Source organism: Deefgea chitinilytica (genome assembly GCF_016881405.1).
Taxonomy (GTDB): domain Bacteria; phylum Pseudomonadota; class Gammaproteobacteria; order Burkholderiales; family Chitinibacteraceae; genus Deefgea; species Deefgea chitinilytica.
Genome location: NZ_WOFE01000001.1, coordinates 74253 through 97719, shown reverse-complemented (window position 1 = coordinate 97719; position 23467 = coordinate 74253). Strand labels below are relative to the sequence as shown.

The following is a 23467-nucleotide window of genomic DNA, read 5'->3' as shown; positions in this document are numbered from 1 at the left end:
GATCTCTTATGCCTATACAACGTCAAGAATTAGAAAATCATCTCGCACAATTGCTATCCGTTGCGCGATTTAAGGATTATGCACCAAACGGCTTACAAGTCGAAGGTCGCCAACATATTCAACACATTGTAACTGGCGTCACGGCATCATTAGCACTGATTGAAGCCGCTATCGAACTGAATGCCGATGCATTATTGGTCCATCATGGTTTCTTTTGGAAAAACGAAAATCCAACGATTGTACGCACGAAAAAACAAAGAATTGCGGCTTTATTGGGCGCAGATTTAAATCTTTTCGGCTATCACCTGCCTTTAGATGCGCACGAAGAGCTGGGTAACAATGCCCAACTCGCAAAAAAATTAGGCCTCATTCCAACAGGACGTTGCTCAGATCAAGATTTAGTTTGGTTGGGTGAATTACCGGTTCCAATGTCATTTGATACTTTTTCGCGACACATTGGCATTTCACTCAATCGCGATCCATTAGCAATCGGAACAGCAGAACAAATCGTGCGCAAAGTCGCTTGGTGCACTGGCGGCGCACAAAGTTATTTCCACGAAGTTGCAACACTGGATGTGGATTGTTTTATCACCGGTGAGGCCTCTGAATTTGTGACACATTTGACCAACGAAAGTGGGGTCGGCTTTATTGCCGCGGGTCACCACGCAACAGAGCGTTATGGGATTGCGGCTCTGGGCCAACACTTGGCCAACGAATTTGGATTACAACACACGCATCTCGACTTGGATAACCCAGTATGATGATTGCTCAATCAGTACGTTTTTTACAAAAATCTGCGGCAATCTTAGTCACGGCAATCGTCTGCACGCTGAGCGCTTGTAGCAGCAATCCAGCGACAAACAACAACAAGCCTGTTGCGACCAGCGATCCGGTACAAAAAGAAAATCAAATCGCGCCCAGCATCATCATCAAAGCACGCAGTAGCAAGGCAATCACCGAAGATATTATTCGGTATCGTACCGGCAAAGGCATGAAAATTCGGAGCAAATCGAATTTACGCCTTGAATTTATGATGACGATGAGCAACACCACAGTGCCAACCGAAGCACGGATGCTGTATGTTTTAAACCAAACCGAGCAAGGTTGGCGAGTAACGGCGCGGGTGTACCAAATCACTCACCCTGGTAGCCAACAAGAAAAAGTGCAAGAGATCACTGCGGCAGTGAGTGACAAATTAGCCGAAGAATTGGCCACTTACGCGAAAATCTCGAGCAAACCTTAACTATTTTTCCAAAATGCAGCCTCAGACGCATGAAGCTGCTTTAAGTTCCGGCCGTCTTTCAGGTAGAATTTCATACTTTGAAGATATTACGTTCAGTCAATCAGGGATTGGGTTATGAGTGACCAACAATTAGATAATAGTAAACGGCGATTTTTATTAATCGCCACCAGTGCAGTCGGTGGGGCTGCAGTGGCGGGGATTGCGGCGCCGTTTATCGCTAGCTTTTTCCCATCCGAGCGCGCGAAAGCCGCTGGGGCATCAGTTGAAGTTGATATTAGCAAGCTAGAACCAGGACAAAAAATCACGGTTGAATGGCGTGGAAAACCTGTCTGGGTCGTAAAACGAACCCCAGAAATGCTCTCGCTACTGCCTAAAAATGATCCAAAATTGGCTGATCCAACGTCAACAGTTGATCACCAACCTGAATATGCAAAAAATGCGACACGTTCGATCAAACCAGAAATCTGGGTTGCACAAGGCGTCTGTACGCATCTGGGCTGTTCGCCAACCTTCCGTCCTGATCTGGCTCCTGCAGATCTCGGGCCAGATTGGGTCGGCGGTTTTTATTGCCCATGTCATGGCTCTAAATTTGATTTGGCTGGCCGCGTTTTCTCAGGTGTTCCTGCGCCGACCAACTTAATTATCCCCGAACACAAATACCTATCCGACACAGTGCTGTTGGTTGGTGAATCCTAAGACAGGGAAAAGACATGAGCAAACTAGAACAAGTCCCCGAAAAAGTACTCGGTTGGGTTGATGAGCGTTTTCCGCTGACATCTACGTGGAAAGCACACGTTTCTGAGTATTACGCACCAAAAAACTTTAATTTTTGGTATTTCTTTGGTTCATTGGCGATGATGGTCTTGGTGATTCAGATTGTCACTGGCATTTTCCTCACCATGAACTACAAACCGGATGGTAATTTGATTCCGGGCACGAATATCTCTGTCGCCTTTGCTTCCGTTGAATACATCATGCGCGATGTGGCAGGCGGCTGGGTGATTCGTTATATGCACTCAACCGGCGCTTCGATGTTCTTCGTAGTCGTCTACCTACACATGTTCCGCGGTTTGATTTACGGCTCATACCAAAAACCACGTGAATTGATCTGGATCTTCGGTGTAATGATTTTCTTGTGCTTGATGGCAGAAGCCTTCCTTGGCTACTTATTGCCATGGGGTCAAATGTCATTCTGGGGCGCACAAGTTATCGTTAACTTGTTCGCATCTGTACCTGTGATTGGTCCTGACTTAGCTGAATTGATTCGTGGTGACTTCGTCGTTTCTGACGCCACGCTAAATCGCTTTTTTGCTTTACATGTGATTGCAGTGCCATTGGTATTAATCGCCTTGGTTGTTGCACACTTAGTTGCATTACATGAAGTAGGATCAAACAACCCAGACGGGATCGAAATCAAGAAAAACAAAGATCCAAAAACTGGCATTCCACTGGATGGCATTCCATTCCACCCTTATTACACAGTAAAAGACATTTTTGGTGTTTCAGTATTTTTGGTGGTATTCACATCCATCATGTTCTTCCTACCAGAAATGGGCGGCTACTTCTTAGAGCATCCAAACTTTGATCCAGCTGACGCACTCAAAACACCAGCACACATTGCACCAGTATGGTATTTCACTCCGTTCTATGCCATCTTGCGTGCGGTACCGTCATTCTTTGGGATGCAAGTTTGGGGCGTTTTAGCAATGGGTGCAGCGACCTTGATTATCGGTGCATTACCGTGGCTTGATCGCTCACCGGTTAAATCAATTCGTTATCGCGGTCCGATCTACAAAGCAGCATTAACGCTGTTTGTTATTTCGTTCTTGGGCTTGGGTTACTTAGGCACTCAAGCACCAACAGATATGGGCACTTTCTTATCACGTGTCTTATCAATTATTTACTTCCTCTTCTTCATTTTGATGCCTTGGTACACCAAGATTGATAAAACGAAACCGGTTCCTGACCGCGTAACGATGAAGTAATGGGGAGAAATATATGAAAAAACTAATTAATTCATTGCTATTTGCGCTATTAGCCAGCACGGCAGTGAGCAGCATTGCGGCGAGTGGCAATGTGCATTTAGACAAAGCACCGATTGACTTGCGTAATGCAGAAAGCTTGCAACGCGGCGCGCAAACCTTTGTGAATTATTGCTTGTCTTGCCATGGCGCGATTGCAATGCGCTATAACCGCTTGAAAGACATTGGCTTAACTGAGGCGCAAATCAAAGACAACTTGATGTTCACCACAGATAAAGTCGGCAATCCGATGAAAGTCGCGATGGATGCAAAAGAGGCTAAAGTATGGTTTGGTGCCACCCCACCTGACCTATCTTTAATTGCACGCTCACGCGGTTCAGATTGGCTCTACACTTACCTACGTACTTTTTACCGCGATGAAACCCGCCCAACAGGCTGGAACAACTTGGTTTTTGATAAAGTAGGTATGCCACACGTGCTTTGGCAACTGCAAGGCGAACAAGTACTGGAAACCAAAAAAGAAGGTGAGCATGAAGTGCATACCTTAAAACTGGTAAAACCAGGTCTGTTAACCCGCGGCGCTGAAAACGGGGGTTTTGACAACAGTGAATTTGATCACCGCGTTGCCGACCTAGTTAACTACATGACCTATATGTCTGAACCAGCACAAGTAAAACGCGAACAAATTGGCTATGCCGTTGTATTGTTCCTCTTGTTTATCTTGGTGCCACTGACCTACCTGCTGAAAAAAGAATATTGGAAAGATGTTCACTAATCAGTGCAATCACAAAAAGGGCGGATCACCGCCCTTTTTTTTCGTCCATTTTCTTTTTAATTACAAGCACTTATCAGACAATTTATAGATATTACGGCGCAAAAATAGTAAAATCCCATTCATTCCAAAAAGTCGATAGGTATATCCATCATGATGAAATTGTATTCTGGCACGTCATGTCCATTTAGCCACCGCTGCCGGATTGTGCTATTTGAAAAAGGAATGGATTTTGAAATCCTTGATGTGGATATTCACAGCAAACCAGAAGATCTCGCTATCATGAATCCGTACAATGAAGTACCTGTACTGGTTGAGCGTGAGCTACAACTATATGAATCAAACATCATTAATGAATACATTGATGAACGTTTCCCACACCCGCAATTAATGCCCGCAGATCCAGTTATGCGCGCTCGTGCTCGCTTGATGTTATTTAATTTGGAGCGCGAATTATTTGTCCACGTAAAAACACTGGAAGACAGCAGCGCAACAAAGAAAGCGCAAGAAACCGCCCGCATTACCATTCGCGATAATCTAACGCAAATTGCCCCGCTGTTCACCAAACAAAAATTCATTTTAGGTGAAGAATTTTCTATGCTAGACGTAGCGATTGCACCTTTGCTATGGCGCTTTGAACACTACGGCATCGAAGTCACTAAAGGTTTGGCACCCGTGATGAAATACGCTGAACGCTTATTTAGCCGCGAAGCATTTATCGACTCATTAACGGCCAACGAAAAAGCAATGCGCAAATAAGACGTGAAGAGTGAGGTGTAAGGCGTCAAGCAAGCATCTGCACGCACGTCTCGCTAACTCCGAACACCTCGCACCTTGGAGAGATTATGCAAACCGTTTCTACCAAACCTTACCTACTTCGTGCCATACACGAATGGTGCTCAGACCAAGGATTCACACCTTATCTGGTCGTCGCGGTACGTGGAAAAATGCAAGTGCCGATGGAATATGTAAAAAATGGCGAAATTGTGCTCAACACCAGCTATAGCGCTTGCCGTAATCTACTGATCGCGAATGATTTCATCACTTTCTCCGCGCGATTCAATGGTGTATCGCGTGATATCGTGATTCCTGTTGGTGCCGTGGTATCCATTTTTTCTCGTGAGAACGGTGAAGGCATGGGCTTTGAATACGAAGAGAGCTTTGCTGATGCAGATGGTGCACCTGAAACTTCACCTGAAACACAAGGCAGCGGTGATGGCCCACAAGAACCACCACCCCGCCCAACGGGAAAACCAACGCTACGCGTTGTGAAATAAAACGACCAATAATTGCATTGAATAAAAAAGACCCGCTGAGCGGGTCTTTTTTATTCACTAATCAAGTTTACTCTGCCTACTCTGGGTTTTGCTCAGTTACTACCGAGGGGACTGAGCGCTGCAATACCGCAGCAAAGAAAGCATCGGTTTGATGTTGGTATGGCGTCAATTGCAGATATTCATTCACCAACTCAATCTCAACCCGCTCTTTTTTCAACAAGTCACGTGCATCCAGCAATTTAAACTCAGGATGCGCCGCCAAAAATGCTTCCACAATCGCTTCATTTTCACTCGCCAAAAAGCTGCATGTTGCATATACCAAGCGCCCACCCTGCTTCACCATTCGTGCAGCCGAATTCAAGATCGCCATTTGCTTCTCATTCAACTCCCGCACGCTTTGCAATGTTTGACGGGCTTTCAAATCGGGATTGCGACGCAAGGTGCCCATGCCTGAACAAGGCGCATCAACCAAAACGACATCCATCTTACCTGCAAGCCGTTTAATTTTCTGATCCGACTCGCTAGCGATCAATTGTGGATGCACATTCGATAAACCTGAGCGCGCCAAACGCGGTTTTAGATTCGACAGGCGTTTTTCAGAAATATCAAATGCATACAAACGACCCGTATTTTGCATCATCGACCCCAGTAGCAAAGTCTTGCCACCTGCGCCCGCGCAAAAATCAGCAACCATCTGGCCACGTTTCACACCGCACAACAGGCCAAGCAATTGACTACCTTCGTCTTGCACCTCAACGCGCCCTTCCAAAAAGGCTTTGTACTTATTGATGGCGGGCTTACCTTCAACACGCAAACCCCATGGTGAAAATGGGGTCAACGTCGTATTGATATCACCCACGGCTTTCAATTCGGCAGCTACGGCATCACGTTTGGCTTTAATGCCATTCACACGTAAATCAAGCGGTGCGGCTTGTAGCATTGATTGGCCTAACTCGAGGATCTGCGCTTCTGTTTTGCCATCTGCGAGCAATTCATCAATAACCCACTGAGGTAATGCCGCACGCACGTTCAATGGTGCGTCACGTAAGGCCATACCCTTCATACCTGCTGCACGCTCTTTATCATTATCGCCAAAAACGGCAGGTAATTCACGCAAGTTCAGATGCTTAATCCGCGTAAAGAAAGCCAATAATAAATCGCGAGTGCTCGGTAATTTGCTCCCTTCAACACCACCGGCCAACCAATCGAGCTGCGGCAAATGACGCAACACACCAAATACCGTTTCTGCCACCACAGCACGATCTTTCGGACCTAGGCTTTTATTCTCACGAAAATGGCGTGACACGACGGCATCAGCGGGGGCATTAAAGCTTAGCGCTGAATTGAGCACATCCAGCGTGGCAGAAAGTTGAATTGGCGTCATTATTAGTTCTCTTGTCTAGTTTGAATATTCGGATTAGGGCGGCTTAAAACGGTTTGACCATCGATGCTAATTTCATTCGCAGAGACATCAAACACGCCCTCTTTGCCCAAAGTAAAAATCATCCGCACTGGAATGTGGTGCCAACGGGGGGCAAGCCAATACTCAACTTGCCGATTCTCCCATTGCGCGGTCAGCACGACCGTTTCGATCTCTTGATTACCGAGCTTGAGTTTCGTTTTTTCTTTTAACACAAACTCAACCTCGGGATAGCGTTTGCGGCCATTGAATAAGGCCAAAGTTCTACCCTGCTTTGGCTGCAAGGCAAATTGCAAAGCGGCCGATAATAAATCTTGATCGCCCAAGGCAATCGGCTCGGTCTGGCCTGAATCTGCTGCACCTACCGTAGCCAGCCCACTCGCCCAATCAAATTGAGCCATATTTCGAGCAACAGTGAGATCATTACGAAACTCGGCAAAACGCAGCGGCATGACCGTGTTTTTCTTAATTTGTCCTTCACTCAGCCAAATCATTTTTTTGCCTAAAGGCTGAGTAGCCAATTGCAAAACATAGTGATCATTTGCGATTTCCCACGTCATCTTGGCATTAAAAATGCTCAAAAAATAGTTAATCTCAACTTTTTTCGGATAATCTGGTGGTGCTGCTTTGACCACTCGCGGTGCAGCAAATGACAACGTCGCAAGTGCCCAAAGCACAAGAGCGGCAATCCATTTCATTTATGGTCTACGCTGCTGTTGATCACGCGGCGCGATCCATTCCAAGACTTTCTTTCCATCGAGCGAGACCTCTTTTGCAAGTACTTCAAAACTGTTGCCGTCTTTTCCCAAATTGATACTGATCTTGACCGGTAAATTATTCCACTCTGGAGCCAACCAGAAATCCACCTGCCTATCATCCCATTTAGCGCGCATCAACACCGCATCAACCTTAGTCGTTCCCAAGGTCAATGTCGCCTCGCCTTTTAATTCAAAAACCACATTCGGATAACGTTTTTTCCCACTAAATAAAGCCATCTCATAGCTTGGGTGCTTACTCCCCATCAGAGCCAAATGCAAACCAGCCGAGAGCAAATCCTGATCGCCTGGCTCAATTGGCTCGATTTTTTGCTGATGAGGCGGACCAACTCGCGCCGTATCGTGCTCCCAATCGAAAACCGCTTCATTTTTCGGTGGCTTATCGATCCCCAAACTTAAGTCAGCAAAATGCTGTGGCTTTATGCCATTACGCGCGTTGATTTTTCCTTCACTTTGATAGTGAATTTTTCGTCCCGCCGGATTCGCTTTCAGTTGCAAATCATAATGATCTTTTTCAATCGTCCATGTCATTCGCGCATCAAACACGGTCCAGTAATAGCCAATCTCCACGACACGAGGAAAACGTTGACTAGCCTCCCGGTCAATTTGAGTCGCGGTTCGCGATGCGGCAACCGCAACTTTGGAGGCCGTCACGCTCGGTACACTCGCCACAGCAACTTCTGCCACCTTTTGATTGGTAGCCGAGGCAACGATACTTGCACTCACCACTTGAGTAGCGGCCACTGCCGACGCAGCCTCGTTCGCCACAATCACGGTGCTGGCCACTACTTTGGGCTGAACCGCGCTGGCAACCTGCAGTGGTTTAAGCTGTTTCGGCTTGGGTTTTACTGGCGCGGCTTGAGGTTGCATAGTTTGCAAAAAAACCACCTGCTTTTCTGCCGGCTTCACATTGGCTAACTCAGTAGGTTTCTCTGCCTCATCAGCCAAACTTTGTGCATCTAATTTACGCGTTGTTTTTCTCAATTCAGTCTGGGCAAACTCCGGCTGAGTAAACCAAGCATACAAAGGCTCTGCGAGTAAGAGCACCAAATGCATCGCAATGGATGCAAACAGCGCAAACCAAAAGAACCAACGCAAATATTTCATCGGCTTAGCAACTCGGTGCTTGCAAAAAGCCCGCCGCACTCGCCGGCGCAGTGACACGGACTTGTTTACCCACAACGCTCAGTTGCCCAGCAACAAACCATTGCACCACTTTTGGATACAACTGATGTTCCTGTACTAAAATTCGCTGCGCCAAAGTCTCGGCCGTATCGTCCAACATCACCGGCACAGCCGCTTGGGCAATAATCGGCCCGCTATCGAGCTCTGCCGTCACAAAATGCACCGTGCAACCCGCCAATTTCACGCCCTCATCAATCGCCCGCTGATGCGTATTCACCCCAATAAATGCAGGTAGCAATGACGGATGTACATTGATCAAACGATTTACATAATGATTCACAAAATCAGCGGTTAAAATCCGCATAAAACCAGCCAGCACGACCAAATCTGGAGTGTAGCCATCAATCAACTTGGCCAAAGCCACATCAAATGCAGCGCGATCGGCAAATTGTTTATGATCCAGCACAGCAGTACGAATACCACGTTCAGCAGCCCACGCCAATCCCGCTGCGTCGGGGCGATTCGAAATCACTGCTGCGATATTGGCACCAGCAATTTGCGCATTCACGATGGACTGCATATTGCTGCCACGACCCGAAATCAAAATAACAATATTTTTTTGCATAAACATAAAAAAGAGTGATGTATATCCATATAACCATTATTAATAAATGGCCACATGGATATACATACCAAACAAAAACGATTAAACAAGAGCACAATAAAAAAAGCGAGACCGACAGGCCTCGCCTTACACAATACCTTAGGTAAAGTAGCGAGCGCCGCTCAGAGCGAGAAGCACGGAACGCAGGAACCGGAATGTACTCAGATGCATGAGGATTCCGAGTACCGCGTGACTCGCTATCAGCGGATGCTGCGCACTTTACGCAACTTGAGTTTGATGCTCTTCACCAACACGCGCACGTACTGTTCCGAGTTGATATACCGTTTCGCCTTCCGCTTCGAGCAATGCAGTCGCAGCAGCTGCGTCTTCAGCGGCCATAATCACCACCATACCCACGCCACAGTTAAACGTTTTGTACATTTCTTGTGGAGCGACATTGCCTTGCTCTTGCAACCATTGGAACAATTTTGGCATCGTCCAGCTCTTGGCATCGATTTGCGCCACAACATTCGCTGGCAATACACGCGGTACATTTTCAGTAATGCCACCGCCCGTAATGTGTGCCATGCCTTTGACGGTCATTTCAGACATTAGTTTCAACAGTGGTTTTACATAAATGCGCGTTGGTGCCATCACCACGTCGCCCAAGCTCTTACCATTGTCAAACTCAGCCGCGTAATCGGCATCAGCTAGATGCAAAATTTTACGGATGAGCGAGTAACCGTTGGAATGCGCGCCGTTCGAAGCCAAGCCCAACACCACGTCGCCCGCAGCAATGGTTTCGCCAGTAATAATTTTGCTTTTTTCAACTACGCCAACCGCAAAGCCAGCCAAATCATATTCGCCAACTGGGTACATGCCAGGCATTTCAGCGGTTTCACCACCCGTCAAAGCACAACCAGCTTGCTCGCAACCTGCCGCAATACCTTTAATCACTTCAGTCGCGCTATCCACGTCGAGTTTGCCGCAAGCAAAGTAATCAAGGAAAAACAATGGCTCAGCGCCTTGGACCAAAATATCGTTGACGCTCATGCCGACCAAGTCGATGCCGACGGTGTCATGGCGATTCAATTCAAACGCCAGCTTTAATTTGGTGCCAACACCATCAGTGCCAGAAACCAACACAGGCTCTTGGTATTTTTTGCTAATTTCAACGAGCGCGCCAAAACCACCAATACCACCCAATACTTCAGGGCGCATCGTGCGTTTAGCAAACGGTTTAATGTTTTCAACGAGCTGGTCACCAGCGTCGATATCTACACCGGCATCGCGGTAACTCAGACTTTGTTTGGACATGGATTAGGCCTCGTACTTAGGTGATCTGGGCTGAAGGCGGTAGCCGCGACTAAGGAAACACATCGCTTCGCTGTCAAAATACCCGCCGTGTGCGTTAGAATAGACGGCACATTCAGCAAACCACGCATTTTATATCAAAATTGCCACTTCGCCTGCCCCCATTATCGGGAAGAATGCGTTTTCAACGCATAAATTACCATCGTTTACCTCTGGGACTGCCTGAATGAACCAGCTCGTCCTTGATTTGCAACTTCCGCAACCCAAAAGTTTTGACAATTTTGTGCGCGGAGAAAACGCTGAACTACTGTTTCAACTTGCACAATGGGCTAGCGGCGATAGTTCGGTGCGTGCTTTGTATTTATGGGGCGAGCATGGCGCAGGTAAAAGTTATCTGCTCGCTGCCGCACAAGAGCGCTTGGCCAAGCAACAAACGGCCTACCTCATCAACGCACAAGACAATATGTTGCCGCAGGAACTCGCCAGTGATGCGGCATTGATTGTGGATAATGTAGAAAGCTTAGACGCCGAGCAGCAAATTGTATTATTCGATCATTACAATACATTACGCGAAGGCAATGGGCGGATTTTGGTCAGTGGCCGTTTACCTCCGATGTTACTGCCACTACGAATTGATCTAACAACCCGCTTGGGCTGGGGATTAATATATCAGCTCAAAACACTTTCTGATATTGACAAGGCCGCCGCACTGCAACGTCATGCACGCAGCCTTGGATTTGAACTCAGCGAAGAACTTGTTGATTATCTAATGCGCCACGCCGAACGCGATTTGCCGAGTTTGTATCGGCAAATCGAATGCATCAATACCTTATCTTTATCCAAACAACGTCCGGTGACACTATCTTTGCTACGCGAAGCGCTCAAGACCAGCTAGCCTGAACCGACTGTTGTGCTACGGTAGCAGTAAAAGATGAAAATTACTCTGCCCTGATAAGGCCCAGCAATCCGTATTATTGTTGTAATTCAGTGCTACTGGATCGCCATTAGTTCTCATTTTTCCGGTATTCCAAACGCCATCATCCATCAAACGATCAGCAGAACAAACAATACGCGGGTCTGATTGCGGCACGCCAGGTAAGTCAAGCCAAGAGCCCGCCAAGCCAGCAGCGCCACCCGCTTGCAAAGTGCCATCCCAAATGCCCCAATCCTGCCCAAAAACACTGCGTCGATCAGTCGATTGCAAAATGCCAGTACGGTCAATTAAAAGCACCCAAAATGCCTGCTGTTCATTCCCCGTCAAACGCCCATTGCGTGCCGCAGCATTAAACCCACCGCCCCCCTGCATACAATCCGCAACCGTAGCGGGATTGACCTGCGTACAACCATCCCCGGGATAAAACCCATAACGCTCATAAAAGATGTTCGTTGCAGCGATAATCTTATTGTATTGCGCTTGCAAACTTTTTACTTTTGCACCGTCGATTAAATCCTTGCCTTTAAATGCCATTCCCAAAATTAAGCCAATAATCACTAAAACGATGGCTAACTCAACTAAAGTAAATCCGCGTTGACGCATACTCTTCATCCACTTAAATGCCCCATTGAAGGGGCATTGATTCGCCAAATGTCACGGTAAGATACGCATACCAATCGTCGCCTGACCATTAAGTGCCCAACAATCGGCAGCAGCATTATATGCGGTCGCGCTCCGTACAATACCCGTTGTATTAACTGCATCATCCATTAAACGGTCAAGAGCACACACAAAACGCAAATCAGCTGCAGCCTGAGCAGCACCGGTGTTATCGACTAAACTGATGTAGTTTGTATTTGCGTCAAAATTACCTGCAGCAGCACCAGCAACCGTAACACCCCATGCTTGGCCAAATACACTCTGGATATCTGCATTGGTTAAAATATTGGTATTTAACAAAAGATTAATTGCAGATTGTGTTTCATTTGCATTATTTAAAATGCCATTTCGATTCCCCGCAGGGCAAACAGTGCCACCGCCAATCGCTATCACAGCGGCAGTGCAACCATCACCAGGGTAAGCGCCGTATTTTTCATAATAAATATTAAAGCCCGCTACAATCTTATTGTATTGAGCCTGCATATTCTTTACTTTGGCCCCATCAATCAGATCTTTACCCTTAAAAGCCATCCCTAGAATGAGGCCAATAATGACCAATACGATGGCCAATTCAACTAATGTAAAACCGCGTTGTTGTTTCATTACCAAGCCCCTATTTAAATTTGTCAGCACCGTATTCAAAACATAGGCAAGAAATGAGCCCTATGCCAAGTTTTCGTCCACAACACAGAAATGTTGAGCATTCTGCCGCTGGACGGTAGCTCAGGTATAATCGACGTTTCGAATATTTTGACCCTGCTGCCAACCATGCAAGAACAATACTCACCGATTGAAGTCGAAGCCGCTGCTCAGCAGCATTGGGACAACGCGCGCGCGTTTGAAGTGACTGAAGATACCAGCCGCCCGAAATATTACGCCTGCTCAATGCTGCCGTATCCATCCGGCAAACTGCATATGGGCCACGTGCGCAACTACACCATCAATGACATGCTGGCGCGCCATCTGCGGATGAAGGGTTTTAATGTCTTAATGCCAATGGGTTGGGATGCCTTTGGCTTGCCCGCTGAAAACGCGGCGATTGCGTACAATAAATCTCCTGCAGAATGGACTTATGCCAATATCGCCGATATGAAATCGCAAATGAAACCGCTGGGTTTATCATTTGACTGGTCGCGCGAGATCGCTACTTGCGACCCTGAATACTATAAGTGGAACCAATGGTTCTTCTTGAAAATGCTCGAAAAAGGCGTTGCCTACAAAAAAACCCAAGTCGTAAATTGGGATCCAATTGATCAAACCGTTTTAGCCAATGAGCAAGTCGTTGATGGCCGCGGCTGGCGCTCGGGCGCTTTAGTTGAGAAGCGGGAAATCCCTGGCTACTACTTTGGCATCACACAATACGCTGAAGAATTATTGAGCGACATCGATCAACTCGAAGGTTGGCCCGATATGGTGCGCGCGATGCAGCGCAACTGGATCGGCAAATCCGAAGGCGTACGATTTGCTTTCGAGCACGACATCAAAGATGCACAAGGCAAGCTCATTGCCGATGGTAAATTGTGGGTATTCACCACCCGCGCTGACACCATCATGGGTGTAACGTTCTGCGCAGTGGCCGCTGAGCACCCAATCGCTACACGAGCCGCCGAACTGAAACCCGAATTACTCTCGTTCATCGAAGAGTGCAAACAAGGCGGCGTTTCAGAAGCAGAAATCGCCAGCCAAGAAAAATTGGGCCGCGCCACGGGCTTGTTTGTTACACACCCACTGACGGGCGAGCAAGTCGAAATCTGGATCGGCAATTATGTATTAATGGGCTACGGTGATGGTGCGGTGATGGCCGTTCCTGCGCACGACGAACGCGATTTTGGCTTTGCGAAAAAATACAATTTACCGATCAAACAAGTGATTGCCGTTGAAGGTGAAACGTTCTCAACTGACGCTTGGGCAGAAAGCTACGGCGACAAATCACGCGGTGTCACAATTAACTCTGGCAAGTACGATGGGCTGAGCTTTAAAGCCGCCGTCGATGCCGTTGCCGCTGACTTAGCCGCCAAAGAAGCAGGCGAGAAAAAAACCACTTGGCGTTTACGCGACTGGGGTATTAGCCGCCAACGTTATTGGGGCACGCCAATTCCTATCATCCACTGCCCATGCTGCGGCGATGTGCCAGTACCCTACGATCAACTACCGGTTGTGCTGCCGACCGACTGCATCCCCGATGGCTCAGGCAATCCACTGAAACAGCGCGCGGACTTCTTGAACGTTGATTGCCCGAAATGTGGCGCAGCTGCGCAGCGTGAAACGGACACGATGGATACCTTCGTCGATTCGAGCTGGTACTTCATGCGTTATTGCGATCCGAAAAATGCAGAGGCAATGGTTGCAGATGGCACCAAATACTGGATGAACTCGGGCATGGATCAGTATATCGGCGGCATCGAACACGCCGTCTTGCATTTGCTATATGCGCGGTTCTGGACCAAAGCGATGCGCGATGAGGGCTTGATTAACTTTGACGAGCCATTCAAAAACTTGTTTACGCAAGGCATGTTGCTGCGCGATTGCTACTACCGTGAAGACGCGAGCGGCAAAAAACGCTGGTTCTACCCTGCCGAAGTATCGGTACAACACGATGAAAAAGGCCGCCCGATTTCTGCGATTTGCGTCGAAGATGGCCTGCCTGTCGTCATGGGTGGCATCGAGAAAATGTCGAAATCGAAAAACAACGTCGTTGAGCCAAAAGACATTATCGAAAAATTCGGTGCCGATACGGCGCGTCTGTTCACAATGTTTGCGGGCCCACCAGAGCAAAGTGCGGCGTGGAGTGATTCAGGCGTTGAAGGCGCGTATCGCTACTTACGCCGTTTGTGGGCGTATAGCGCTAAACACGTTGGTGCAATTAAGTCAGCAAGCAATACCCTTGATGGCATTGAGCTCAGTAAAGAAGACAAAGCACTGCGCTTTGAAATTCACAGCACGCTCAAACAAATCAATAATGACTACGAACGCTTGCAATACAACACCATCGTGTCCGGCGTGATGAAAATGCTCAATGCGCTCGATGGATACAATGGTGGCAACGCTGCTGTTTTGCGTGAATGCGTTGGCATCTTGCTGCGTGCGATTTACCCTGCCGCGCCACATATTGCCCACACTTTGTGGCTAGACCTTGGCTTTGCGGGTGAAATAGCGAATGCTGCATGGCCTGAACCAGCGGCAGATGCCTTAACGCAAGACGAAATCAAGCTGATGGTGCAAGTGAATGGTAAAGTCCGTGGTGAAATTCATGTCGCCAAAGATGCTAGCAAAGACATCATCGAAGCGACTGCGCTCGCCGATGAAACGGTACAAAAGCACATTACAGGCACACCAAAGAAAATCATCGTCGTGCCAAATAAGCTAGTGAGTATTGTAGTCTAAGCAGACATTGCCCAAACGTTTTCACGCTAGCCACAGGCGATGCAACGAAATTTTTGTCTCAACACGAAGCAGCAACGATGCCAAGGCAACCACCTTGGCATCTTTTTAAATATTTTGGAGTCCCCATGCCATTACGGTTGAAAACTTTATTCCTCCTTGGGCTCAGCCTTAGTCTAATGGCATGCGGCTTTCATTTGCGTGGGCAAGGGCCCAGTGCTCAATTGCTATTCAAGACGGTACAAGTCTCTGGCACGGGCGCGACGGCGCAAGAATTGCGCAAAGCCTTGGTGCTACAGCCCAGCGTTCAGCTGGTAGACAAACAAGCCGAAGCCACGATCAACATCACCCAAGAAGGCTCAGACAAACAAATTCTTTCGGTGAATAGCCAAGGCCAAGTGGTGCAATACCGCGTGTTTTATCGAGTGCATTTTGATGCGCTTGCCAATGGCGACGTACTACTTCCTGATACGACGATCTCACTGATGCGCACATTGCAGTGGGATGAAAATGTATTGCTTTCTAACGAAAATGAAGAAGGCAAACTTGTTACCGAAATGCAGCGCGATGCAGCCCAGCAAATCATCCGCCGCGTCAATGCTGCCGCCAGAAAAACACCGGCGATGAGTAAAGCAGCCTCGGCAGCCTATACTGCTGAAACGGCGAAATAAATGCGCACCGATGAGCTGGCTGCCGCAGTAAAACGCAAGCTTGCCCCACTTTATACGATACACGGTGACGAAAGCTTGCTGTGTCTCGAAGCAGTGCAAACCTTGCGCGACGCTGCGCGGCAGCAAGGGTATTCTGAGCGCGAAGTGCTTACCGTTGAAAATGCCGCCCATTTTCAGTGGAGCCAATTAACGCAAGGACAATCCTTATCGCTATTTGCCGAACAACGGATTCTCGAACTACGTATCCCCAATGGCAAGCCAGGCACTGAAGGGGGTAAAGCGCTAGAAGCCTTTGCCCAGAACTTACCCAGCGATACACTCTCGATTATTACACTACCTAAGCTGGACAAAACCGCACTTAATAGTAAATGGATGACCGCACTGAGCAAAGCAGGTGAAGTGATTGAAGCCAAACAAATCGATAGGCTAGCCCTGCCACAGTGGATTGCAACTCGATTGGCAAAACAACAACAAAGTCTTAGCCCTGAAGCGATGGACTGGCTGATTGACCGAGTAGAAGGTAATCTACTCGCTGCTTTACAAGAGATTCAAAAACTCGCCTTGCTGCATCCAGCAGGCACACTGAGCTTGCACGATTTAGAAGCTGCCGTAGCCCATGTGGCGCGCTACGATGTGTTTCAACTGGGCGAAGCGGTATTAATTGGCAACGCCGAACGCTTAGTGCATATGCTCGACGGACTCAAAGCCGAAGGCGAATCGCCAGTACTAGTCTTATGGGCGCTCACCGAAGAAACCCGAAATTTGTACCGATTCGCGCAAGGCCGTCAACGCAACATCCCTAGCGCGCAACTCATCAAAGAATTACGCCTCTGGGGCAGCAAACAACGTTTGATTGAGCCCGCTGTCGAGCGAATGAATCGACGCATTTTGACCCAAGCACTGCACAAAGCAGCGCTGATTGATGGTCTAATAAAAGGCATTGGTACCGGCGACGTATGGCATGAATTAAGCGCACTCGCTGTCTCGCTCAGCAAAACTCCACCTACAACACCAAGATAAAAAGTGGCTATGAAAGAACAAATCCTCGTCAATATCACTCCGCAAGAAACACGTGTCGCCACCATCGACGAGGGTGTAGTTCATGACATTCACATCGAACGCACCGCACACCGTGGGCTAGTTGGAAATATCTATTTAGGGATGGTAAAGCGGGTTTTACCTGGCATGCAGTCGGCTTTCGTCGAAATTGGCCTTGAACGCGCAGCTTTTTTACACATTGCCGATGTCATCGAGCAGCGGCAAAACCCAACCGAAGTGCAACGTATCGAGCGCCTACTGCACGAAGGCCAAGCGGTGATGGTGCAAGTGATCAAAGACCCCATCGGCACTAAAGGTGCTCGACTGTCTACGCAAATCAGCATCGCTGGACGCTTTCTGGTGTTTTTACCGCAAGATAAGCACATTGGTATTTCGCAACGCATTGGCGACGACAGTGAACGTGATCGCTTGCGCCAACGAATGGAAGCCCTGCTCCCAGAAACTCACCTTGGCTATATCGTCCGCACCAGTGCCGATCATGCATCAGATGAAGAGCTACTCGCCGACATTGAATATCTGAGCCTGATCTGGGCCGATATTAAAAAAAGTTCCATTACGCTGCCAGCCAGATCGCTACTATTTCAAGATTTATCGCTACAATTGCGCGCATTACGCGATATGGTGACCACTGAAACGGATAGCGTTTGGGTCGATAGTCGCGAAAACTTTGCCAAAATGACGGCATTTGCAGGGCGCTTTGTATCTGATGTTTTGCCACGAATTAATCTGTACTCAGGCGAACGCCCATTGTTTGAGTTACATGGTGTTGAAGCCGAAATCGAGCGCGCCATGAGCCGCCGTGTGAACCTCAAATTTGGCGGCTACCTCATCATCGACCAAACCGAAGCAATGACTACCGTCGACGTCAATACCGGCGGCTTTGTCGGTACGCGCTCTTTTGACGATACGATTTTTAAAACCAATCTTGAAGCCACCCAAGTCATCGCCCGCCAATTACGATTACGCAATCTGGGTGGCATTATCATCGTCGATTTTATCGATATGGATAATGAGGAACACAAGACGGCGGTCCTCAGCGAACTCAACAAAGCACTCGAAAAAGACCGCACCAAGATTACCGTATCGAATTTCACCAGCCTAGGCTTAGTCGAAATCACAAGAAAACGCACCCGCGAATCACTCGCGCACGTGCTGTGTGAGCCCTGCCCAACCTGCCAAGGACGCGGTGAAATCAAAACGGCACAAACGATTTGTTATGAAATTTTGCGAGAGATTTTACGAGAAGCGCGGCAATTTAATGCCAAAGAATACCGAATCCTTGCGTCACAATCCGTCATCGATATGTTTCTCGATGAAGAATCAGCCAACTTAGCGCAGCTAGCTGATTTCATCAAAAAACCGATTTATCTACAGGTAGAAACTGCGTACACGCAGGAACAGTTTGATGTGGTGCTAGTATAAACTTGATCATTAAATATTTAACTCCATACACTACACAAAACATTTCATGAATAATCTAGAACTACTCAATGCAGTTAAAAATATTGCAATTAATACTGGTTCACTGATATTAAAACACTTTGACACCCGAATTGCATTTAAACTAAAAGATGACTCTTCACCTGTTACACTTGCTGATCTTGAAGCTGAACAGTACATCATTGATGAATTAAAAATTCTAACACCAAACTTGCCAATTATTTCAGAAGAAGCAGCAACTATCTATAATTCAAGCAGTATTAAAGATTGTTTATTTTGGCTAGTAGATCCTATAGATGGAACAAAAGAATTTATATCTGGAACGGGCGAATTCACAGTCAATATTGCTCTAATCAAAAATGGAGATCCCATAATAGGTGTTGTTTTTGCTCCAGCACTTCAGCAGCTATTTTATGCAGCTAAAAATCAAGGGGCATGGCTCATTGAGTCCGGTGTGACAAAAAAAATCGCCTGTCGCCAAACTCCAAATATTGGTTTAACAGTCGTAGGTAGCCGCTCACATGGCGATGCGACAGCTATGTCATACTTTCTAAAGAATTTAACAATTAATGAACAAATATCAGCAGGTTCTTCATTAAAATTTTGCTTAATCGCAAATGGTAAAGCTGATTTATACCCTAGGCTAGGAAGAACCATGGAGTGGGATATCGCTGCGGCACACGCGATACTTAATGAAGCTGGGGGTCAAATTTTTACTGTGGACAAAAAAATTATGACGTATGGCAAGAATAACTTTGAAAATCCACATTTCGTAGCAAACAATTGCAAGACCGCAACCTGGTAAAATGGAACTATACAATTTAATTGCTGGTCTACTTGTCGGAATAATAATTGGTGCAACTGGCATGGGTGGTGGGTCATTAATGACTCCTTTGTTAATCTGGCTATTCGGCGTTGCACCTACAACTGCAATTGGTACCAATTTATGCTTCGCTGCGATAACTAAAACGTTTGGCAGCTTTATTCATATTAAAAACAAAACAGTTGACTGGATGATTGTACAAAGAATGGCAAAAGGAAGCATACCTAGCGCCATTATAACATTGACAATAGTCTATCTATTAGGTTTTAATTCAGAAACAAGCTCAGAATTAACAAAGCCATTAAGTATTATTTTATTTACAACAGCACTTATAATACTATTAAAACCATGGCTTTTTCAATTAGGACGGAACAAACGTCTACAAACACCAGAAAAATTTAAGGTATATCAACCAATTCTAACCATATTAATGGGAGGGGCACTTGGTATTATAGTAAGCCTGACCTCAATTGGTGCAGGCACTATAGGTACTGTTATGTTGGTGTATTTATACCCACTGCGGATGAATGGCATAAAGCTTGTCGGCACTGATATAGCACACGCAACCCCCCTTGCATATGTCGCTGCGATAGGCTACATAGCAATGGGAAATGTAGATTTTATTGTATTATTTAGCATGCTTATGGGCTCTGTACCTGGAATTATAATCGGTAGCAAGCTAGGTATAAAACTACCAGACTCACTATTAAGATACGCCATTGCTTTGACTCTAATTTTTATTAGTCTAAAAATGTTTAATAAAATTTAAATTAAAAAGAAAACAAATGCCATCCATGCACACCCCAAGAATCAACTCAATACAAAATTCGACTCTTGAAAAAAACAATTCCGTTAGCATTATTATAGTCAACTGGAATGCCGGCAAATTACTATCAGAATGCATTGAACACCTATCCAGACAGACAATAAAACCTAAAACTATTTATGTAGTTGACAATGCAAGTACAGATAACAGCCTAGATAACATTCGTAATCAATACTCAATAGAATTAATCGAATTAACAGAAAATACTGGTTTCGCAAAAGCTAATAATATTGCTCTACAAAAAATAGACACAACTTATGTTGCACTCCTCAATCCAGATGCTTTTCCAGCGCCAGATTGGCTCAAAAATCTACTAGAGGCAGCAGAGCGACACCCTGAGGCAGCTTCATTTGGCTCTTTGCAATTAATGGATACAGTAGAGCCTAAAATCGATGGAATTGGTGATTGCTACCATATTTCAGGGCTCGCTTGGCGGGAGCTACACAACCACAAATACCCAATTGAACCCTTACTAGAAAAAGAAATTTTTTCCCCATGTGCCGCAGCTGCCTTATACAGAATGGATGCTTTACGAAACGTTGGTGAGTTTGAAGAGAGCTTCTTCTGCTATATGGAAGATATAGATCTAGGATTTCGTCTACGACTCGCTGGCTATAATAGTTGGTTTGTACCCTCAGCGGTCGTCACCCATGTTGGATCAGCAACATCAGGTGGTAAACACAGCGACTTCGCGGTATACCATGGCCATCGCAATCTAGTATGGGTTTTCATTCGAAATATGCCCACACCTTTACTACTATTATTTTTGCCAGTTCATATAATGCTAAATATTGTGACCTTGCTTGTTTTTTATACTAGAAGGCAATATATTATTGGAAAATCAAAAAGAGACGCTTTTTTTGGAATACATATTGCATTTGCACAGCGACGCAAGATTCAAAAAAACAGAATCGCCAGCAGCTGGAAAATTTTATCCCTATTAAGATTCTTGAAGTGAATTTCTAAAAATGAAAAAATCAGAAAATATAGTTAAAACAATCGGGCAAGTAAACCAAGAGCAGCGAGAGTCGCTAATTAAACAAAAAGCCTGCACTTTTTGGTTTACTGGCTTGAGCGCATCAGGGAAAACCACGCTAGCCTATGCTTTAGAAAAAAAATTATTTGATGATGGAAAGCTTTGTTATGTATTAGATGGCGATAATATCCGCCATGGATTGAACAGCAACCTCGGGTTTTCTGCTGAAGATCGTTCAGAAAATATTAGAAGAATTGCTGAAGTTAGTAAATTAATGAATGATGCAGGTATTATTGTATTAACTTCTTTTATTTCGCCATTCATTAGCGATCGTGAACTCGCAAAAAAGATTATTGGAGAAGAAAACTACAAAGAAATTTATGTGAGCACGTCGCTGCACGATTGCGAACAGAGAGACCCCAAAGGCCTATATAAAAAAGCGAGATGTGGTGAGATTATTGAGTTCACGGGTATTTCATCACCATACGAACCACCTTCACACCCCTACTTAAAGATAAATACTGCAAATACAGCAATACAGGATGCTCTACAATTGATCATTACAGTATTAAAGTAGTTTCGCCTCCATGAAACTCAGCTGTTCTTTAAATATTTACCGTTCGACTCCTTGGTGTCTTGCACCTTCAACCTCGGAGCCGGGGCGCTATAGCGCTCAACCCTGCTGCAGAAGGCGAACCGTGGGGACATGTTCAGATTAGGTGTTGATATGATTGAAAATTAGCTGACGTAGCCCTTCCCCCTTGATGGGGGAAGGTTGGGATAGGGGTGGAAACGCTTGATTTAACGATAAATTCAAAGTTTCACCCTCACCCTAGCCCTCTCCCGTCAAGGGAGAGGGGACAAAAGCGACTCCACGGAGCAAAAACCATCAACACCAAATCTGAATATCACCAACCTTGGCGAACACGAAGGCGTCCCCGCGGAGTTAATCAAGTGGGTATGGGCGGCCGGGAAAAGGCTGCCAGGTCTGGTTCGCCTGAGGAAAGCGGAGGCCTTAGCCTACTCCTACGGGGCGCCTGTGGACGCAGAGGAGCGCCAAGATAATGGTGAAAGCATGCAGAAAAGGTGACGCCCCCCCCCCCCCCCGTAGGCTAAAATGGAACGATTTACACATACTTTAGCGAATAAAGTCTTCGATGGGTGGAAAAATCTTAGTCACAGGTGGTACGGGATATATTGGCTCACATACTGTGGTGCAGCTAATTGTAGCTGGTTTTTCTGTCGTGCTTTTCGACAATCTTTCCAACAGTAGTCGCTCGGTACTCGATCGAATCGTCAAACTTACAGGAAAGCATCCCACATTCATTAAAAGCGACATTCGAGATCGAGCCGCCCTTCAAAATATGTTCAAAAATCATTCAATTAGTTCGGTCATCCATTTTGCCGGCCTGAAGGCAGCTGTCGAATCAGAAGCGCACCCGCTCAAATATTACGATAGCAATGTGTCTGGCAGTGTTGTTCTCTTCGAAAAAATGGCTCGGGCAGATGTTCAGACCGTAGTCTTCTCGTCTTCAGCCACAGTTTACGGGGACCCTGGTTATGAGCAGTATCGCGAAGATACGCCTCTGGCGCCCATCAACTTTTATGGTCGAGCCAAACTCATCGTTGAGGACATTCTTCAGAATATCAAGAAGTCGCAGCCCTATTGGGGAATAGCCCTGCTGCGTTACTTTAATCCTGTGGGAGCGCATGTGTCGGGGATGATCAGCGAAGTTCCTTCAGGCGTACCGAATAACCTGATGCCCTTTATTGCTCAAGTTGCGGTCAGGAAGCGAACAAAGCTGTCCGTGTTTGGAGGCGACTATACAACCCCAGATTGTACTGGCCGAAGAGACTACATTCATGTTGAAGACCTGGCTGCTGGCCACTTGGCAACGCTAAATAGGCTTATTGATAGCGATGATGATTCGCTGATAACCGTCAACTTGGGGACTAGTCTGCCATACAGAGTTCTCGAGAGGGTTCGTGCTTTAGAGACAGCATCAGGGAAGCTAGTCCACTATAAATTGTAAGCAGAGGCGTAGGAGATTTAGCGGAATACTACGCAGATTCGACTCTAGCCAAAAACATGCTCGGCTGGGAGGCGCAACTAGGCATCAACAGGATGTGTGAAGACACATGGCGCTGGCAAAAAAATAAACCTAACAGATATCGGTAACTACC

22 protein-coding genes and 2 pseudogenes are annotated in these 23467 nt (G+C 46.5%); 17 read left to right on the top strand and 7 right to left on the bottom strand.

What is annotated here, in order from left to right; translation table 11 throughout:
- The first annotated feature begins 8 nt into the window (after positions 1 to 8).
- The 7 genes and pseudogenes from GM173_RS00470 (at position 9) to GM173_RS00440 (ending at position 5274) form a co-directional block, all read left to right on the top strand.
- Positions 9 to 761, top strand: a complete 753-nt coding sequence (locus tag GM173_RS00470; protein WP_239078170.1) for a Nif3-like dinuclear metal center hexameric protein — start codon at positions 9 to 11, stop codon at positions 759 to 761.
- Positions 758 to 1243, top strand: coding sequence for a hypothetical protein (locus GM173_RS00465; protein WP_203569373.1), 486 nt, complete (start codon positions 758 to 760; stop codon positions 1241 to 1243). Before GM173_RS00470 ends, GM173_RS00465 begins: the two co-directional genes overlap by 4 nt.
- A 114-nt stretch (positions 1244 to 1357) precedes the next feature.
- A complete protein-coding gene (gene petA / locus GM173_RS00460; protein ID WP_203569372.1) occupies positions 1358 to 1939 on the top strand; it encodes a ubiquinol-cytochrome c reductase iron-sulfur subunit in 582 nt (193 codons plus the stop codon).
- A gap of 14 nt (positions 1940 to 1953) precedes the next feature.
- Positions 1954 to 3222: pseudogene (locus tag GM173_RS00455) on the top strand (cytochrome b); the annotation flags it as partial.
- 19 nt (positions 3223 to 3241) lie between these two features.
- Positions 3242 to 4000 carry a cytochrome c1 gene (locus GM173_RS00450; RefSeq protein WP_203569370.1) on the top strand — a complete coding sequence of 253 codons (759 nt, stop codon included), beginning with the start codon at positions 3242 to 3244 and terminating at the stop codon, positions 3998 to 4000.
- A 150-nt stretch (positions 4001 to 4150) separates the two neighbouring features.
- Positions 4151 to 4756, top strand: coding sequence for a glutathione S-transferase N-terminal domain-containing protein (locus GM173_RS00445; protein ID WP_203569369.1), 606 nt, complete (start codon positions 4151 to 4153; stop codon positions 4754 to 4756).
- A gap of 86 nt (positions 4757 to 4842) precedes the next feature.
- The gene (locus GM173_RS00440; RefSeq protein WP_203569368.1) at positions 4843 to 5274 is read left to right on the top strand and encodes a ClpXP protease specificity-enhancing factor; all 432 of its coding nucleotides are present in this window, start codon (positions 4843 to 4845) and stop codon (positions 5272 to 5274) included.
- A 76-nt stretch (positions 5275 to 5350) separates the two neighbouring features.
- Here the strand turns inward: GM173_RS00440 and GM173_RS00435 are convergent, their stop codons facing one another.
- From GM173_RS00435 to purM, 5 genes are all read right to left on the bottom strand, one after another.
- Positions 5351 to 6658: an RsmB/NOP family class I SAM-dependent RNA methyltransferase gene (locus GM173_RS00435; protein ID WP_203569367.1), complete on the bottom strand. Its 1308-nt coding sequence runs from the start codon at positions 6656 to 6658 to the stop codon at positions 5351 to 5353.
- Positions 6659 to 6660: 2 nt separating this feature from the next.
- Positions 6661 to 7392, bottom strand: coding sequence for a DUF3108 domain-containing protein (locus GM173_RS00430; protein WP_203569366.1), 732 nt, complete (start codon positions 7390 to 7392; stop codon positions 6661 to 6663).
- Positions 7393 to 8577, bottom strand: a complete 1185-nt coding sequence (locus GM173_RS00425; RefSeq protein WP_203569365.1) for a DUF3108 domain-containing protein — start codon at positions 8575 to 8577, stop codon at positions 7393 to 7395.
- 4 nt (positions 8578 to 8581) lie between these two features.
- Positions 8582 to 9220 carry a phosphoribosylglycinamide formyltransferase gene (purN, locus tag GM173_RS00420; protein ID WP_203570321.1) on the bottom strand — a complete coding sequence of 213 codons (639 nt, stop codon included), beginning with the start codon at positions 9218 to 9220 and terminating at the stop codon, positions 8582 to 8584.
- A gap of 258 nt (positions 9221 to 9478) precedes the next feature.
- Positions 9479 to 10516: a phosphoribosylformylglycinamidine cyclo-ligase gene (gene purM, locus GM173_RS00415; RefSeq protein WP_203569364.1), complete on the bottom strand. Its 1038-nt coding sequence runs from the start codon at positions 10514 to 10516 to the stop codon at positions 9479 to 9481.
- Between the two features lie 223 nt (positions 10517 to 10739).
- On the opposite strand from purM, the gene hda reads away from it, so the two are divergent.
- Complete coding sequence (gene hda, locus GM173_RS00410) at positions 10740 to 11408, top strand: DnaA regulatory inactivator Hda (protein WP_203569363.1); 669 nt, start codon at positions 10740 to 10742, stop codon at positions 11406 to 11408.
- 18 nt (positions 11409 to 11426) lie between these two features.
- On the opposite strand, the gene GM173_RS00405 is transcribed toward hda, so the two are convergent.
- Both GM173_RS00405 and GM173_RS00400 read right to left on the bottom strand, forming a co-directional pair.
- On the bottom strand, positions 11427 to 12050 hold the full coding sequence (locus GM173_RS00405; protein WP_203569362.1) for a type II secretion system protein: 624 nt from the start codon (positions 12048 to 12050) through the stop codon (positions 11427 to 11429).
- 51 nt (positions 12051 to 12101) lie between these two features.
- Positions 12102 to 12710 carry a type II secretion system protein gene (locus GM173_RS00400; RefSeq protein ID WP_203569361.1) on the bottom strand — a complete coding sequence of 203 codons (609 nt, stop codon included), beginning with the start codon at positions 12708 to 12710 and terminating at the stop codon, positions 12102 to 12104.
- A gap of 165 nt (positions 12711 to 12875) precedes the next feature.
- On the opposite strand from GM173_RS00400, the gene leuS reads away from it, so the two are divergent.
- The 9 genes and pseudogenes from leuS to galE all read left to right on the top strand — a co-directional run bounded on the left by leuS (position 12876) and on the right by galE (position 23462).
- Positions 12876 to 15491, top strand: a complete 2616-nt coding sequence (leuS, locus tag GM173_RS00395) for a leucine--tRNA ligase (protein ID WP_203570320.1) — start codon at positions 12876 to 12878, stop codon at positions 15489 to 15491.
- 125 nt (positions 15492 to 15616) lie between these two features.
- On the top strand, positions 15617 to 16159 hold the full coding sequence (locus GM173_RS00390; RefSeq protein ID WP_203569360.1) for an LPS-assembly lipoprotein LptE: 543 nt from the start codon (positions 15617 to 15619) through the stop codon (positions 16157 to 16159).
- Positions 16160 to 17179: a DNA polymerase III subunit delta gene (gene holA / locus GM173_RS00385; protein WP_203569359.1), complete on the top strand. Its 1020-nt coding sequence runs from the start codon at positions 16160 to 16162 to the stop codon at positions 17177 to 17179.
- Positions 17180 to 17188: 9 nt separating this feature from the next.
- Positions 17189 to 18640: a ribonuclease G gene (gene rng, locus GM173_RS00380; protein ID WP_203569358.1), complete on the top strand. Its 1452-nt coding sequence runs from the start codon at positions 17189 to 17191 to the stop codon at positions 18638 to 18640.
- A gap of 46 nt (positions 18641 to 18686) precedes the next feature.
- Entirely contained in the window at positions 18687 to 19463 is a 777-nt protein-coding gene (gene cysQ, locus GM173_RS00375; protein WP_203569357.1) for a 3'(2'),5'-bisphosphate nucleotidase CysQ, read from the top strand.
- 1 nt (position 19464) lies between these two features.
- On the top strand, positions 19465 to 20250 hold the full coding sequence (locus GM173_RS00370; protein ID WP_203569356.1) for a sulfite exporter TauE/SafE family protein: 786 nt from the start codon (positions 19465 to 19467) through the stop codon (positions 20248 to 20250).
- Between the two features lie 16 nt (positions 20251 to 20266).
- Complete coding sequence (locus GM173_RS00365; protein WP_203569355.1) at positions 20267 to 21265, top strand: glycosyltransferase family 2 protein; 999 nt, start codon at positions 20267 to 20269, stop codon at positions 21263 to 21265.
- A 10-nt stretch (positions 21266 to 21275) separates the two neighbouring features.
- Positions 21276 to 21860 (top strand): adenylyl-sulfate kinase, encoded by a 585-nt coding sequence (gene cysC, locus GM173_RS00360; RefSeq protein ID WP_203569354.1) that lies wholly within the window; start codon positions 21276 to 21278, stop codon positions 21858 to 21860.
- Positions 21861 to 22440: 580 nt separating this feature from the next.
- A pseudogene (gene galE, locus GM173_RS00355) lies at positions 22441 to 23462 on the top strand (UDP-glucose 4-epimerase GalE).
- The last annotated feature ends 5 nt before the right edge of the window (positions 23463 to 23467 follow it).

What these genes read in the sequence shown, in the direction of transcription:
- GM173_RS00470 (WP_239078170.1), top strand. Translation starts at nt 9, where the DNA reads ATGCCTATACAACGTCAAGAATTAGAAAATCATCTCGCACAATTGCTA.
- GM173_RS00465 (WP_203569373.1), top strand. Translation starts at nt 758, where the DNA reads ATGATGATTGCTCAATCAGTACGTTTTTTACAAAAATCTGCGGCAATC.
- petA (WP_203569372.1), top strand. Translation starts at nt 1,358, where the DNA reads ATGAGTGACCAACAATTAGATAATAGTAAACGGCGATTTTTATTAATC.
- GM173_RS00450 (WP_203569370.1), top strand. Translation starts at nt 3,242, where the DNA reads ATGAAAAAACTAATTAATTCATTGCTATTTGCGCTATTAGCCAGCACG.
- GM173_RS00445 (WP_203569369.1), top strand. Translation starts at nt 4,151, where the DNA reads ATGATGAAATTGTATTCTGGCACGTCATGTCCATTTAGCCACCGCTGC.
- GM173_RS00440 (WP_203569368.1), top strand. Translation starts at nt 4,843, where the DNA reads ATGCAAACCGTTTCTACCAAACCTTACCTACTTCGTGCCATACACGAA.
- GM173_RS00435 (WP_203569367.1), bottom strand. Translation starts at nt 6,658, where the DNA reads ATGACGCCAATTCAACTTTCTGCCACGCTGGATGTGCTCAATTCAGCG.
- GM173_RS00430 (WP_203569366.1), bottom strand. Translation starts at nt 7,392, where the DNA reads ATGAAATGGATTGCCGCTCTTGTGCTTTGGGCACTTGCGACGTTGTCA.
- GM173_RS00425 (WP_203569365.1), bottom strand. Translation starts at nt 8,577, where the DNA reads ATGAAATATTTGCGTTGGTTCTTTTGGTTTGCGCTGTTTGCATCCATT.
- purN (WP_203570321.1), bottom strand. Translation starts at nt 9,220, where the DNA reads ATGCAAAAAAATATTGTTATTTTGATTTCGGGTCGTGGCAGCAATATG.
- purM (WP_203569364.1), bottom strand. Translation starts at nt 10,516, where the DNA reads ATGTCCAAACAAAGTCTGAGTTACCGCGATGCCGGTGTAGATATCGAC.
- hda (WP_203569363.1), top strand. Translation starts at nt 10,740, where the DNA reads ATGAACCAGCTCGTCCTTGATTTGCAACTTCCGCAACCCAAAAGTTTT.
- GM173_RS00405 (WP_203569362.1), bottom strand. Translation starts at nt 12,050, where the DNA reads ATGCGTCAACGCGGATTTACTTTAGTTGAGTTAGCCATCGTTTTAGTG.
- GM173_RS00400 (WP_203569361.1), bottom strand. Translation starts at nt 12,710, where the DNA reads ATGAAACAACAACGCGGTTTTACATTAGTTGAATTGGCCATCGTATTG.
- leuS (WP_203570320.1), top strand. Translation starts at nt 12,876, where the DNA reads ATGCAAGAACAATACTCACCGATTGAAGTCGAAGCCGCTGCTCAGCAG.
- GM173_RS00390 (WP_203569360.1), top strand. Translation starts at nt 15,617, where the DNA reads ATGCCATTACGGTTGAAAACTTTATTCCTCCTTGGGCTCAGCCTTAGT.
- holA (WP_203569359.1), top strand. Translation starts at nt 16,160, where the DNA reads ATGCGCACCGATGAGCTGGCTGCCGCAGTAAAACGCAAGCTTGCCCCA.
- rng (WP_203569358.1), top strand. Translation starts at nt 17,189, where the DNA reads ATGAAAGAACAAATCCTCGTCAATATCACTCCGCAAGAAACACGTGTC.
- cysQ (WP_203569357.1), top strand. Translation starts at nt 18,687, where the DNA reads ATGAATAATCTAGAACTACTCAATGCAGTTAAAAATATTGCAATTAAT.
- GM173_RS00370 (WP_203569356.1), top strand. Translation starts at nt 19,465, where the DNA reads ATGGAACTATACAATTTAATTGCTGGTCTACTTGTCGGAATAATAATT.
- GM173_RS00365 (WP_203569355.1), top strand. Translation starts at nt 20,267, where the DNA reads ATGCCATCCATGCACACCCCAAGAATCAACTCAATACAAAATTCGACT.
- cysC (WP_203569354.1), top strand. Translation starts at nt 21,276, where the DNA reads ATGAAAAAATCAGAAAATATAGTTAAAACAATCGGGCAAGTAAACCAA.